At 55.1% G+C, this 14,423-nt stretch carries 9 protein-coding genes; 1 reads left to right on the top strand and 8 read right to left on the bottom strand.

What is annotated here, in order from left to right:
- Positions 1-90: 90 nt before the first annotated feature.
- Complete coding sequence (locus tag M6D81_RS17210) at positions 91-1,230, top strand: YfbR-like 5'-deoxynucleotidase (protein ID WP_262678149.1); 1,140 nt, start codon at positions 91-93, stop codon at positions 1,228-1,230.
- 601 nt (positions 1,231-1,831) lie between these two features.
- Here the strand turns inward: M6D81_RS17210 and M6D81_RS17205 are convergent.
- The 8 genes from M6D81_RS17205 to M6D81_RS17170 form a co-directional block, all read right to left on the bottom strand.
- On the bottom strand, positions 1,832-3,436 hold the full coding sequence (locus M6D81_RS17205; RefSeq protein WP_262678148.1) for a glycoside hydrolase family 3 protein: 1,605 nt from the start codon (positions 3,434-3,436) through the stop codon (positions 1,832-1,834).
- A 145-nt stretch (positions 3,437-3,581) separates the two neighbouring features.
- Positions 3,582-5,198, bottom strand: coding sequence for a response regulator transcription factor (locus M6D81_RS17200; protein ID WP_262678147.1), 1,617 nt, complete (start codon positions 5,196-5,198; stop codon positions 3,582-3,584).
- Positions 5,195-7,006, bottom strand: coding sequence for a cache domain-containing sensor histidine kinase (locus M6D81_RS17195; protein ID WP_262678146.1), 1,812 nt, complete (start codon positions 7,004-7,006; stop codon positions 5,195-5,197). The genes M6D81_RS17200 and M6D81_RS17195 overlap by 4 nt, the downstream gene beginning before the upstream one ends.
- A 13-nt stretch (positions 7,007-7,019) precedes the next feature.
- Complete coding sequence (locus M6D81_RS17190; RefSeq protein WP_262678145.1) at positions 7,020-8,381, bottom strand: extracellular solute-binding protein; 1,362 nt, start codon at positions 8,379-8,381, stop codon at positions 7,020-7,022.
- Positions 8,382-8,557: 176 nt separating this feature from the next.
- Positions 8,558-8,803, bottom strand: coding sequence for a hypothetical protein (locus M6D81_RS17185; RefSeq protein WP_262678144.1), 246 nt, complete (start codon positions 8,801-8,803; stop codon positions 8,558-8,560).
- A gap of 12 nt (positions 8,804-8,815) precedes the next feature.
- Positions 8,816-11,701, bottom strand: a complete 2,886-nt coding sequence (locus tag M6D81_RS17180) for a DEAD/DEAH box helicase (RefSeq protein WP_262678143.1) — start codon at positions 11,699-11,701, stop codon at positions 8,816-8,818.
- Positions 11,698-13,305 carry an SWIM zinc finger family protein gene (locus M6D81_RS17175; RefSeq protein WP_262678142.1) on the bottom strand — a complete coding sequence of 536 codons (1,608 nt, stop codon included), beginning with the start codon at positions 13,303-13,305 and terminating at the stop codon, positions 11,698-11,700. Before M6D81_RS17175 ends, M6D81_RS17180 begins: the two co-directional genes overlap by 4 nt.
- Entirely contained in the window at positions 13,283-14,419 is a 1,137-nt protein-coding gene (locus tag M6D81_RS17170; protein WP_262678141.1) for a hypothetical protein, read from the bottom strand. The genes M6D81_RS17175 and M6D81_RS17170 overlap by 23 nt, the downstream gene beginning before the upstream one ends.
- Positions 14,420-14,423: the final 4 nt, after the last annotated feature.

Here is a 14,423-nt window from a genome sequence, read left to right as displayed (position 1 = left end):
AGCATCTGTAGTCGTTCGCAACAATAAATAATATAATAGCATGAAGCATCGTTTTGTTCATAGCGTTTTTAAGATGGGGAGGAAGGCCGTATGAATAATAGCAGATTTACAAGCGCCATAATCGGCATGCAATATGTATCCCGCTGGAATGAATATTGCCCACGCTACAAGGATAACGCGGCAAGCCATAGCTTTCGCTGCGCTTCCATTGCCATACTCATCGGAATAATTGAAGAGAACGTGTGCGGCAACGAGCTGGACAAGCTTGATCTGATCGGCCGCGCCTTGCTCCACGACCTTAACGAGACAGTGACAGGCTCCATAAAGCATGTGACGAAGAAAGAAGCGACATTAGTCGGACATATCCGAAGGCTGGAGAACGAGGTAAGCAGAGATATCGTATCCCGGCTATCACGATCGCTGCGGCCTCACTTCACCCAATTCATCGTCCATGCGGAAGATGACAGCTATATTGGCGGTCTGGTCAAAGCCATCGATTCATTCGATGCGATGCTGTTCTGCATGAGAGAACACCAGCTGGACGGCAATCCCTACTTCCGAACAAAATATGAATCGCTCCGAACGGAGTTAGCCGCCTCCGCTTACTCCTCCATCAGGTGGCTGTTGCAGGCGTCGGAAGATAATGAAGGCGTACGCCAGTTCCTTGACCATATCCTCAATCTTGATCTGATCGAGCGGTGGGGAGGCAGCTTCAATCTTATACCGGATAACGACGCTACCCATTCCTTCCGAGTGGCGGCCATGTCCCTGTTCAATGGCTTGCTGGAGAAGGAGCGCTTCGGCAGAGAAACTATCGATCTGTATCGGCTGCTTGGCAAAGCCATTCTGCATGATATCGTAGAAGGCGTAAGCGGCGATGTGGCTTCACCGATCAAGAAGTCCTCGGCGATCGTTCAGGAAGCCTTCAAGCAATATGAGGAGCAAGTGGCGCAGCAGATTGTGTCCGCTCTTCCGGACATGTTCCATCCGCAGCTGACGGATTTCATCGTTCATGCGAAGGACGATACATATGAAGGGGAATTAGTGGACATTGCCGATAAAATCGATGCGCTCATCAAGAGCAATCTGGAGATGCGCAACAACCCTCACTATGCCGAGAAATATTACCAGCAGCTGCTTCATATCCAGCACCATTACGAGAACCCTTGCGTCATCTTCTTCCTCGCTTACATCTTGCACGACCTTACCTTCGACAACTTCGTCCGATGAATAAGCCACAAAAAAAGGATGCTGAATGGTGAGCTATCGTCTAGCCTCACCTCTCGCATCCTTACTTTGTTTTCAGCTGTTCTCACCTATGCTCTAGCGTATGCCACATACACTCCTTCAGCTCAAACCGGCCTTTTCGCTTCTTCAATGTATGCCGCATACACTCTTTCAGCTCAAACCGGCCTTTTCGCTTCTTCCATGTATGCCGCATACACTCCTTCAGCTCAAACCGGCCTTTTCGCTTCTTCAATGTATGCTACATACACTCCTTCAGCTCAAACCGGCCTTTTCGCTTCTTCCATGTATGCCGCATACACTCTTTCAGCTCAAACCGGCCTTTTCGCTTCTTCCATGTATGCCACATACACTCCTTCAGCTCAAACCGGCCTTTTCGCTTCTTCAATGTATGCCACATACACTCTTTCAGCTCAAACCGGCCTTTTCGCTTCTTCAATGTATGCTACATACACTCCTTCAGCTCAAACCGGCCTTTTCGCTTCTTCAATGTATGCCGCATACACTCTTTCAGCTCAAACCGGCCTTTTCGCTTCTTCAATGTATGCCACATACACTCCTTCAGCTCAAACCGGCATGCTCGCACTTACTCCGCACTCCAGCCGAACGGGTATGCCGGCGATATCTCCAACGGCAGCTTGCCAGCCGGCTTCAAGTCGCCCAGCAGCACCTTCGCGGCCGATGACAAAGCTAGCGGCCTGCACTCATAAGTGGCCACATAAGCTTTCGCTTCGGGATAGAGCAGCAGATCGAGCGGATTGCGGACAGATACCGCGACAACGCGGTCTCCCGCAAGCTTCATCGCCGCGCGCGCCATCTCACGCTCCACTGCATGCTTGGAGGCATCGTACGTGATGACGACGATCTGTCCGAATTCCTCCGCATCGGCCAGCGCTCCCTCATCGCTCATGCTCCGCTCCACGACATTGGCGCCGTATTGCGCCAGGAAGCCTCCCAGCGTACCGTCTCCGGCGAGCATCTCGTCCGCCACGGATACCGGAACGATATCCGGCCACAATACCAGCGTGCGCTCCTCTCGCTTCAGCGGCAGCAGTGCGCCTTCGTTCTTCACCAATGTGACAGACGACTCGCTCCACTTGGCTGCGACGGCTCCGTGCTCCGGCGTACCGATCGCCGCTTCCACCTCGTCCCAAGGCGCTATCGGCTCCTGCAGCTGAAGCTTCCCCTTCAATTGCATAATGCGGCGAAGCGCTTCATCAATTCGCCCTTCCGGCAGGTCTCCGCTCTCTACGGCGGCGATAACCGCCTCCAGCGCAGCGCGCTGCTTCCCGATCGTATGGCTGACCAGCACCATATCTGCGCCAGCGGCAATGGCCTTCACCGCGCCTTGACCGGGACCGTAATGCTCGTCAATCGCGCTCATCTCCAGACAGTCCGTTACAACGACGCCTTCATATCCCAATTGTTCCCGCAGCAGTCCCGTCAGTACCGGCTTCGACAAGGTGGAAGGCACTCCGGACGGGTCGATGACAGGCAGGCATACATGCGCCGTCATGACGAGATCCGCCCCCGCCGCTGCAGCCGCTCGGAATGGAACGAGCTCCACCGCTTCCAGCCGTTCCATGCTATGCGGCAGCACCGGCAGCGCATGATGCGAATCGACCGAGGTGTCGCCATGTCCGGGGAAGTGCTTCACCGTTGCTGCTACGCCTTCTGACTGGTATCCCTTCACCGCCGCAGCGCCCAGTTCGGCGACGACATCTGCCCGATCGCTGTACGAACGCACATTGATGACCGGATTGTCCGGGTTGTTGTTCACATCGATACACGGCGCATAATTCATCGTGATGCCGAGCTTGCGCAGCTCCTCGCCGCATATTTTCGCTGTTTCGTAGGCCGCTTCCGCCGTACCCGTCGCGCCTAGCGCCATGTTGCCAGGCATTAATGTAACGCCGTCTACCAGACGTGCGACCATTCCGCCTTCCTGATCGATCGCGATGAAGAGCGGCGGCCTGCCTGCTTGATTCGCGAGCTCCTGCAATTTCACCGACAATCCATGCACTTGCCTGGCATCCTTCACATTGCGCGTGAAGTAGATGGTTCCCCCGACACCGTATTCCGCTATCAGTTCCGCTATGGCGTTCTCAGGCTCATGACCATGGAAGCCGAACACGAACAATTGTCCTACCTTTTCCTTTAAGCTCCATTGCTCCAACTTGCGATTTTCCATCACCATGTTCCTCCCCATCCTATATAAATTCAGTTGTTTCCTCGCTCCAGCTGATGCGACTGCGCTTGCAACCTCGCACTCAGCTGTCTTCCACTCTACTGCCGATGCCTCATCGCCTGCAGCTTCGCACTCCCGCACGTTCAGCCTACTCCCCATCCCCTTGCTGGTGCTTCGCGCGATAATCGCTGGGATTGTCGCCCGTGTACTTCATGAATACCTTCGTGAAGTAGCGCCGTTCCGCATAACCGATCTCCTTGGCAATCGACGTGATGCTCATCTGCGTATTGGCAAGCAGCTCCTTCGCCTTCTCCATCCGGTTGCGGGTAATGTATTCGATGAAAGTAACGCCGTACGTCTGCTTGAACAGCAGGCTGAAGTAAGAAGTGCTGAGCCCGACATGCATCGCCGTCTCGTCCAGACTAATATCGCGGAACATATTGCGATCGAGGTATGTCTTCGCTTCCAGCATCGTATTCTCCGACTGCTTCTTCTTGTCCATCGACTTGTCGGAGACAGCCGTCGTCACCCCCCGGATCAGCTCCATCAAGTCCTTGATGCTGAAGCGCCGGTCCAGCTTGCGCCATAGAGACTCCTCCTGCTCCTTCGTGAATACCGCCATCTCCTTCAACTCCCTCATCAAGTGCAGCAGGAAGAAGTGAAGTAACGGCTCCACCTTGGATATATGCTGATCGTTCATACATTGCAGTTGCTTGGAGAGGTCGTCGCATTCCCGCTCGACCGATTCGTGATCGCCCCGCTTCACGCTATCGATGATCCTACCCAGCGCTCCCCAGAACAGCTGATCCGTCTGATCGCTCTGCCCGACGGCATCCGGATAGAAAGTGACGGGCGCATGCACGGGCGTCAGCTGCATGCATAGCTGAAGCTTGCGGTAGGCTTTCGCCAGATTGCTCACCTCGACGAACCCCCGGTAAATGCCCGCATTCAACGACAATTTAATATGCTCCTTCACCGCGGAAAGCAGCGTATCCGCACACTCCTTCACTTTGGCGTAATCGAACTCCGATCCGTCCGCAGGTTCGATAAGTACGCACCATTCCCCGTCGCGCATGCCGATTACAGCGTGCTGAAGCCCTTCCACCTGCAGCTTCTCGCGCAAGACATTGGACACTGCGAAATTCCATAACTTCCTTTCCTTGTCCGACCATTCCCTCCAATCCTTCGTATGCTCCGAGCTGACATCGAAGTCAAGCAGGATCATACTGAATTGCTTCATCTTCAAATGCGACTCGTCATGAATGAACAGCCAGTGGCCTTCCGAAAACTCCGTGTAATCCATCATCAGGTCGTACAGCAGCTTTTCACTGGCCAGATCCATGATTTTTTCCAGCTTCTTATTCTCTTTGCTCTGCTGCTTCGCTTTCTCTCGCTGAGCGGCCATTACTCTGGCAATTACGCCCGTCAATTCATCATACGGGATCGGCTTCAGAATATAATCCTTCACGCCGTACTGAATCGCTGTTCGCGTGTAAGCGAAGTCCTGATATCCGGACAGCATAATAATATCGCAAGGGAACTCCCGCTCTCTCACCTCCCTAACGAGCTCAAGTCCGTCCATGACAGGCATACGAATATCGCACAGCAGCAGCTGAATGGACTCCTTCTCCATCAAGGCGAGCGCATCCACCCCGTTTTTAGCTGTAGCCGCAACTTCCAGACCTAGCATTTCCCAGGGAATAACCTTCTCCAAATTTCTTGTGATGTGTGCTTCATCATCAACCAAGAGCACTTTATCCCTCATAGTTCCTCACCTCTTCTTATGGGAATGACCAGCCGTATCGTTGTCCCCTCATCTGCGCAGCTGCATATCATCATCCCATAACGCGGACCGTAGTGAATTTTCAACCGATCCGCCACATTGCGCAAGCCCAAGCCTCTTCGCTCGCCAAGTTGCGCCGCATCCTTCTCCGGACCGGAAGATGACGCTTCCCTCGATAGACAGCGCAGAACATCTTCGTGAATGCCATGACCGTTGTCGCGCACGAATATGACGATTCGTCCGTCGTCCATCTTCACGATGATATCAATTTTGCCTTCTCCGTCCCTATAACCGTCGAAGCCGTGCTGAATACTGTTTTCAACGAGCGGCTGGAGCGTCAGCTTCAGTATCGGCGACGGAAGAGCGTCATCGCTCACAGCAATGTCATATGAGAAAAGCTCTTCGAAGCGGTACTTTTGAATTTCCAGATAGCTTCGGACATGCTCAATCTCTTGCTGAACGCTTATTTCCTCCGACTGATGCATGCTTGTCCGGAGCAGATTGCTCAGCCTTCTCACCATAAGCATAATTTTATGCCCTTCGTTCTGAGCAGCCAGCGCATTAATGGATTCCAGCGTATTGAACAGGAAGTGGGGCTTGATCTGCGCTTGCATCAGCATCATCTCGGCATGCTGCTTCCGTTCTTGCTCTTGCCTTACTTCGCGGAGCAAGCCGCCGATTCGCTCCACCATGCTGTTGAAGCTTTTCGCCAGCAGCACCGTCTCATCCTTGCCGCGCATCGTTATGCGCGTCTCCAGCGCGCCTTGCTCGACCAGCCTCATTTTGCGCACTACTTTAATAATGGATCGGGCTACCCGATTGACAAAGAACACATTGAACAGCACCGCAGACAGCAGCCCCAGCACTGTAATCATGCTGATCCACTGTACGAAGCGCATATTCTCATTCGTCAACGCGTTCCATGGCTGCACGGACATCATAATCCAGCCGTTACGGTCTAACTGATAAGAGGAGACGAGCGAGTCCACCCCGTCGAATTTCATTCTTGTGCTATCGTATTCCACCGTGAAGCGCGGCAACTTCTCCGTATAGAGGGACAGGAATTTCCCGTCCAATTCCTTGTTGCTGTCCAGCATCGCCAGACCGTCCTTATTCACGATGAAATATCGGGCTCCCGGCGCCGTCGCATCGGGATGCTGGAATCCCTTCAGCATGCTTAGAATCTCATCCGACTTATACTGGACGACCATCAATCCGATATCGTTCAACGACTCCAAATCCTTGACGACGCGCAGCATAGTGAACAAGGGCGGCACTACGCCGGTAAGATCCCTGTGCTCATAAGGTCCGATCCAGATGGGCCGCCCTTGCATCGCGATGACATCGTCGTATAGCGAATGGCGCTGCAACTCCTCGAAGGTAAGCGGCCTGAACGTGGTAGGATCGTTGCGATTGGCACGCAGCATCTTGCCGTCGGGACCGTACAAGACAACGTAGCTGACAGCCGGATGCTGGAACAGGATGCCGCTCATCGCCTTCTCCGCCTGGGCGAGACGGATCATCCAGCCGGGATCGTCCTTGCCTCTTCCTATAATTTTAAGCGTCTCCTGAATCTCCGAGCTAATGACGTTGCCATTGGACAGACTGTCCAGCTCACGGAAGAAGTAACGGATATTGCCGCCAACCGCCTTCAACGATATTTCAGATTGCGCACTGTACTTTCTTTCCAGTAATGATTCAGAGTTGACGAACGAGAAAATGCCGAGACCGATCATCGGGATTATAATGAGAATGATAAAGGCAAGCATAAGCTTCGGTCTCAAATTCATGTCTATGCTCCCCCTATTCCTTATCCGGCGACGGCCCGCTTTCCAATGTAAATTGCTTCATGGCGGCATTCGCCCTGTCCTGTACCTTCTGAATGTCCCGCGCCACCTCTTCAGGCGAGCTTACGCCCCCGATCAGCTCTTGCAAGCCCACGCCAATCTGAGCGCCCACGACAGGCTGCACGATAGCATCGTAAGCGGGCCACTTGCCGGACGCTTCCGACATCTCGGTCAGGATCTCGTTCATAAGCGGCGTAACGCCGGACATATCCTCCAGCTTGAAGGAAGGAAGCAGCTTCCCTTCCTGCAGCGCCCACTTCTGGATGTCCTCCGTAAAGTAATTGGCGATGAACAGCTTCACCGCTTCGATCTGATCCTCCGACAGCTGCGAAGAGAAGCCCACTCCGTTCGAGAATGAAGCGTTGATGGAATGCTGATCGCCCTCTCCTCCCGGAATGGAAGGGAACAAGAAGAAGCCGATGCCCTCTCTCGTCACATGGGAATGAGAGGTTGCGAAGTAATGCGCATCCCACGAACCGGTGTAGACCATTGCCGCCTTGCCGTAGGCCAGCTGCGTCCCCTGATCCGCATACGTCAGCGATAGCGCCTCCTTCGTGAAGGCCTCTCTCTCTATCAGCTCGGCGTAGGCTTGAAAGCCCCGAATGAATGCCGGATCGGTCCACTTGGTCTCGCCCGTGACGAGCCCGTAGAACGCCTCGATGCCTACATGCCGCTCCATGATGACGTTCCATATCATCCCCGCCACCCAAGCGTCCTTCGCCGTCAATCCGAACGGCGTATAACCTGCAGCCTTCAGTTGCTCCGCCGCGTCCAACAGCTCGTCCCACGTTCGCGGTATGTCCAGTCCCAGCTTCTTGAAGATCAGCTTATTATAGAAGATGCCCTCGCTGTACCCTCCGTGGGGAATGCCATAGATGCGCCCGTCAATGATGAATTCTTCCAGACTTTCGAATTTGTCGACAAGATCCAGCTCCTGCAATATATCGGTCAGATCAAGCATGCGCCCCGCTTTCACATAGAGCTGCAGATCGGCGCCGCCGAACACTTCGAATATGTCCGGGGGATTGCCTACGACCATTTCCTGCTTCAGCTTCGTGTCCCTGTTGACGATTTCATCTATACCCTCCAGCTTGAAGGTAATCCAATCGTTCTCCGACTCTGTCTTGGCCAGTACGTCTTCCAATATCCGCAGCCGCGTCCTGTTCGTTTCTTTAATCTGCGTATGACGCAGCGAGAGTGTCACCTTCCTGTAACTGTCCCTCTCTTCATCGTCCGCCCGGCCTGTGCCACCGCAAGCGCTCAGTACCGATGCAAGCATAATCAGCTTCAAGCTTAACAGCAAGCTTCTTCGAAGCATAGAACCGCCTCCCAGCGAGCGTGTACGCTTCCTGTTATTCATCTCCATCCTATTATAACCAAGAACGCTTACAATGCAGTAGGTCAAAAAAATAACGAAAAAGGGGGACAATTCTCTTGTCCTCCCCTGAATTGACAGCCTGGCGGGCATACCGTTTTCTGTCGCCGCGCCCGCCTTCACTCCCTCATATGAATCGTCATTCGCCTCACGACCGCATAAAATTGCTTCCACTTCTCATTCGCGCCCGCGGGAGGCGCTTGGTCGCCGCCCTCAGCCTCTACGCGATCGTTGACCGTCGCATTCGCTTCATGTATGACACCCTTCCTGTCGCCGCTGCCCGATCTCCCATCCTTGTCGTCACGCACCAGCTCCTGGCCGGCTCCGCTTCCACTCTCCCGCAAAGCCGCTTCAGCTTCTCTCATTCGCGCCCTCCTTTACCCCTTCAGCCATGTCTCCCGCAGAGCGAACAGCTCTCTAAGCTCTTCTGTGCCCATCTCCGTAATCCAGTTCTCGGATTGGCCCACGATCTGGTCGTTCAACGATTGCTTGCCTTCGATCATCTCGTCAATCTTCTCCTCCAGCGTGCCGAGCGTAATGAACTTGTGCACCTGCACCTGTCTCGTCTGACCGATACGGAAGGCCCGGTCGGTCGCCTGATTCTCTACGGCGGGATTCCACCAGCGATCGAAGTGGATCACGTGATTGGCCGCAGTCAGATTAAGACCGATTCCTCCCGCCTTAAGCGACAAGACGAAGGCGCCAGGCTCCTCTTGCTTCTGGAATGCCTCGATCATCTCGTCGCGCTTCCCCTTCGGCACACCTCCATGCAGGTAAGGCACATCCCTGTCGAACTGACGCTCCAGATGATTGCGCAGTTGCTCGCCCATCTCCACATACTGCGTGAAGATCAGACATCTCTCGCCTTCGGCGACGATCTCGTCGCACAGCTCCAACAGCCGCGCCATCTTGCCGGAGCGCTTCGCCTCCCAGCTTCGCGCCCCCTTCTCCTGCAGCAGCAGCGCGGGATGTCCGCACACTTGCTTCAGCTTTGTCAAGGTTGCCAGTATAAGGCCTCGCCGCTGCATAGGCGGCAGCTCAGCCAACTTCTCCATCAGATCCGATACTATATTCTCGTACAACGCTCCCTGCTCTGCCGTCAATGCAATGTAGCTCTTGGACTCGATCTTGTCGGGCAGCGCCAGTTGAATCGCGGGATCTTTCTTCACCCGTCTGAGCATGAATGGCTGAACCCAGCGCTGCAGCCCTTTAATCAGCGCCTCATCCTTGGTCCGCTCAATCGGGGCTACCACCGCTCTGCGGAACTCGTTCAGACTGCCCAGATAACCGGGATTGGTGAAGTCATAGATCGACCATAACTCCGTCAACCGATTTTCCATCGGCGTGCCGGTCATCGCGATCCGGTGGCGGGCCGACAATCGCCGGATAGCGGCGGACTGCTTCGTATAGACATTTTTAACATTCTGCGCCTCGTCCAGACAGAGCGTATTCCAGTCAATGCCCCGAATGTCCTCCTGATCCAGCAACGCCAGCGCATACGAGGTAATAACCAGATCCGCATCCGAGACGTCGGCTCTAAGCTCGTCTCCTCTGCTGCGCTTGCTGCCGTAGTGCAGATGGACGCGAAGATGGGGAGTGAATCTCTCCAGTTCCTTCTCCCAGTTGCCGATGACCGAAGTGGGGCAGATAAGCAAGGACGGCCCGCCTCCTGCATCGCCTTCAGCGCCTTGTTCCTTCAGCATGCTGAGATAGGCCATGAATTGGATCGTCTTGCCGAGTCCCATATCGTCGGCCAGTATGCCGCCTAACCCGTATCTGCGCAAGAAGAGCAGCCAGGACATACCCTGCTGCTGATAAGGGCGCAGCTCGCCGCGGAACGATGCGGGAGGCTCCATCAGGGGGATTCCGGATATGTTCTGCAGCTGTGTTATCCATGAGGCGAGATGCTCGTTCAGCTCTACCTCAGCCTTCAGCTCCGCTTCCAGATCCCCTTCCAGATCCAGCTCTCCTCCGCCTTGCAAGTGCATCTGCAGCACTTCCCGGAAGGACAGCCCCTGACGCTTGCCGACCCGCTTCAGCCACTTCCGGATGAGCGCGACGTCATGCGGGTCCAGATGCACCCATTGTCCTCCTACTTGCACAAGTCTGCGGTTCTGGCTCACGAGCTCCATGAACTCCGCTTCGGTCACGTCTATTCCGCCCAGGGCGAGCTTCCAATCGAACTGGACGATGCCGTCCAAGCCGAACAGCGGCTGCGCCGCCGAACCTACGGACGACTTCATTCTCGCCTTCACCCGAAGCTTCCGGGATCGGACTGCCTCCCACCATGCCGGCAGCATGACAGGACAGCCGGACTCCAGCAGCGTCACGCTGCCATGCTCCAGCAGCTGCCACGCTTGCTCGTCGTCCAGCCCCTGCTTCATGACACCCGGCGCCGCTTCATCTTCCAGATAAGGCACAGCCGCCAGCCAACGGCTCTGTTCCTTGTCCAGCTTCTCCGGGACATAAGGCATCCAATCCTCCGGTATGACTTCTCCTTCAAGAGGATGCCCTTGCCCATCGAGCGGAATCCACGCTCCGCCCGCTCTGCTCTGAAGGACGGGCTGTACCGGCCAGACGCCCTCCTCCCCACGCTCCGACAGCTGCAGCGCGACCTTGAACGGAAGCGTATCCTGTTGAAATCCGATCGCAATCAGCCAATCCTCCTCGCTAGCCGCCTTGTGCCGGACGACGCTCTCTCCGGCATCTTGCACGACTTCCCGCCATGCCCGTCCGCAATCTTCCTCCTTCTCGATCCATTCTTCCACGACATCGCCAAGCCACAGCTCGATATGCCGATCTCCTTGTCTGTCCGCCGCTTCAAGCAGCGATTCCCATTCCAGCCTTCTCTCCAGACTTGATTCGGGATACTCCATCCTCCAGCAGCGACTCTCCTCGTTCCAGCGCCTCCAGTCGGGTGCGAACCAGCCGTTCAACAATGATTCGCGAATGCTCCGCGCGATGCGCATCAGCACGAGCAGCCTCTCCGACCAGCGAATATGCATCAATGCGACAGGCGCAGGGTCGGATAAGTAATCCATCGCCTGCAGTGGCGACAGCCGCAGAGCCGTTCTCTCACCAATCCGCACTTCCTCGATATCCGCCCCGTACCAGGAAGCGCGATGCCAGGCGAACAGCAGCGATCGCAGCTTGCCCTCGGGCTCCTTCCGTCCCGTAGGCGAGAGCAGCATTCCCCGCTGCTCTCCTTCTCCGTTCCATACACCGTCAATGTTCAGCTCCCGGATATCTGCGGTTCTTCTCATCTGTCCAACTTCTCCTTCCACAGCTCCTCCTGGAACGCTCTTAACCGCTGATACTTGGTCAATATGCCGGTTCGATACCGCTCCCATCTCTGCTGCTGCCCCAGCATGCCGTACAGCCCCTCCAACTGCTTCATCCCCTTCACCGCAGTCCGATAGCCTTGTCTGTTCCTGGAGGCGATCGCCGACTCCACCGACTGATGATAGAGCGGCAGCAGCACTTCAGGCGCCGTCTCCGCCAATTGCCGCAACTCCGCCCTGCTTATTTCCTCCGTTCTCGTACCTACAAGCAGTTGAAGCTCCGCCCATTCCCTGTAGTTTCTCCGCTTCATCCAATGCTCCGACAGCTCCTGATAAGAGTAAGGGAGCAGTTCAAGCATATATTCTCTCCATTCGGGAAGCTCCGGCTTCCGCTCGTCGGCCTTGCGGCATAATGCAACGAATGGCCCGATCATGCGGGGATTGCGCGAGGCTGCCACCTGCTCATGAACATAGTCCATCCAACTGCTGGCCTCCTCCCACCGGCCGTCATCCATTCGTCTGGCGACAAGCGGATAGACCCACTTCTGAATTTTCTGGAACGGGTTGCGGCTGAATTGCTCCCTCGCCGCCCTATCGTCCCCATGAAGGAAGAAGAGATTCGCAAGCGCGCTATGCAGGAAGTGCTCATTATGCTCCGGATGAAGATTATCCAGACCGGATTGCAGCTTGTTCATCTGCTGATCGTACCATTGCTCCCGTACATGAAGCTTCTCATTCACCGCCATATAGAGCTCTTCCCAGTCCATCATCTGCCGTTCGTGCCGCAGCGCGCGATCGAATAACAGACCGGCGATAGCCTCCATCCATTCCAGCTCGCGCTCTCCCATCACGTCCGGCTGCAATTCATCCAGCAAGCCTTGCATGTGAAGCATCCAAGGCTCCGCCGTCCTCGCGAAGGATACTTCATGATAATAGCGGCTATAGCTGTCTACCGTCGTCAGCGCGCGTTCCGCCTGATCCAGCACGAACCAATCGCACAGCATCCAGTGCAGTCTCTTCATGGGCGGCTGCCAGTCCTTCGTCTCCGACTTCAAGCTGGTGAGGAGAGGACCGAGCAGATGAATCGAATGGCGGCATCTTTTCCACCATTCTCCATAGGCCGATTCCATCCATTGCCGCCAGAGATCGCATGTTGCTTCACGCCCAGGCTGTCCGTCCCCCGCTTCTGCAGCAGCGGCCTCCGGCGCCTTCTCGGACTTCTCGGTCGCTTCGCTGGCAGGGAACAAGCCTAACAGATGAAAGTAAATGCCTTCTACACTGTTATCGGACGCCCCTTCCAGCTCCCTGCAATATTGAAAGAATACAGCCGCCATATGCTTGCACGCTCCCCCGTACGGACAGCTGCAACTGCTGTAACGGTGCTGATCGGCATCCATAACGACAGCGTAACGTTCCGATCCCTTCACGATGCCCGTTAACGTATCCTCCACCGGCGTTTTGACGCTAATGACCCGGCCTTCTTTATAGTAATGCCATCCCCGCTTCAAGATCGCGGTTGGCATATGATCCTGGAGCTGACGCTCGAATCGTGCTTGCAGCTTGTCATTCAGATGCATATTCCCCATTGTTCCGCTTCCTTCCCGAGCGATTCAATCTGTCTATGGCTACGATGGCGGCAGCCGCTCCCAATCCCGATAGCGTAAGCACGATCGTACCGAGATTGAACATCTGCTTCCTGACCTGCTTCTGCAGGAGAGCATAATCGGACACGACCGACAATACATAACTGTCCATTGGCCCTCCGTTCTCGTCCGTAATGTGAATGCCCTTCTCCTTCACATTCACCGGTACAAATAGCTTGTATACTGGACGTCCTTGCGCATGTCCGCTGAACGCTACCGTCTCTCCGGATTGATGGGCTTGCTGCACCGACCGCTCATCACGCTCCGTCTTGTATGTATACCCTCCGTACAATACCGGCCGCTGCACCAGATTCTCCTTCGGCTCGCCCAGATCGTTCTCTGCGACGACGCCTTCCGGGAACGTTCCGGGATTGATGACCGCCACCTCCAGCAACGACGGCGATGCTGCGATCAGCTCGTCGATAAGCCGCTGGACACCGGTTATCTCGTTGTATTCGTCCATTCTCTGGAATCCGATATAGGGGTCTACAATATAGTTCGTCATTCCGTCGTGATAGTACCCCCATTTATATATTTTATCCAAATCGGTTGACGACACTTCATAAGGCCCGCTCCAGAAATTGTCGAGCGTCTGGCCAAGCCAGTCCACAGTAGTCTGCCGGTTCCGGAACAGCTCCTTGAATATGTCGTGCCAAGGGTCCCATTGCTTCGTGCTTCTCCCCAGCTGAGTAGAATCGGATGAACGGTACAGCACGATATCGTCCTCCGTCTGCTTCAGCAATGTAAGATGGGCGATGTCCAGCTTCTTGCTCAATTCCGCCAGCTGTTCGTTCGTCACCTTCTCCACATCGGGATCAAGCGCGTATTGGGCGGCGATGGCGGCAGTCCGCAGCTCCCTTCCCATCTGATCCTCGAACATGTCCGCGCCAAGGCGGGATTGCTCCACAGCCACTTCCATTTGCTTGGCCCATGTATGCAGCTCCTGACGGTGCTGCTCCTCCAATGCACTCTTCGATTGATAATAGTAAACGCCGTTATTGACGACGATGAAAGCAAGCAGAATGCTTGCGGCGTATAACGTTTTTTTGCGCTTCATGCGA

The organism is Paenibacillus sp. J5C2022 (genome assembly GCF_025567625.1).
In the GTDB taxonomy this organism is placed as follows: Bacteria; Bacillota; Bacilli; order Paenibacillales; family Paenibacillaceae; genus Pristimantibacillus.
The sequence above is the reverse complement of the archived record's forward strand: the minus strand, read 5'-3'. Positions and strand labels throughout refer to the sequence as shown.

Excerpts from the sequence above, each read along its gene's own strand:
- M6D81_RS17210 (WP_262678149.1), top strand. The coding sequence starts at position 91 with ATGAATAATAGCAGATTTACAAGCGCCATAATCGGCATGCAATATGTA.
- M6D81_RS17200 (WP_262678147.1), bottom strand. The coding sequence starts at position 5,198 with ATGAGGGATAAAGTGCTCTTGGTTGATGATGAAGCACACATCACAAGA.
- M6D81_RS17205 (WP_262678148.1), bottom strand. The coding sequence starts at position 3,436 with ATGGAAAATCGCAAGTTGGAGCAATGGAGCTTAAAGGAAAAGGTAGGA.
- M6D81_RS17175 (WP_262678142.1), bottom strand. The coding sequence starts at position 13,305 with ATGGGGAATATGCATCTGAATGACAAGCTGCAAGCACGATTCGAGCGT.
- M6D81_RS17180 (WP_262678143.1), bottom strand. The coding sequence starts at position 11,701 with ATGAGAAGAACCGCAGATATCCGGGAGCTGAACATTGACGGTGTATGG.
- M6D81_RS17195 (WP_262678146.1), bottom strand. The coding sequence starts at position 7,006 with ATGAATTTGAGACCGAAGCTTATGCTTGCCTTTATCATTCTCATTATA.
- M6D81_RS17185 (WP_262678144.1), bottom strand. The coding sequence starts at position 8,803 with ATGAGAGAAGCTGAAGCGGCTTTGCGGGAGAGTGGAAGCGGAGCCGGC.
- M6D81_RS17190 (WP_262678145.1), bottom strand. The coding sequence starts at position 8,381 with ATGCTTCGAAGAAGCTTGCTGTTAAGCTTGAAGCTGATTATGCTTGCA.
- M6D81_RS17170 (WP_262678141.1), bottom strand. The coding sequence starts at position 14,419 with ATGAAGCGCAAAAAAACGTTATACGCCGCAAGCATTCTGCTTGCTTTC.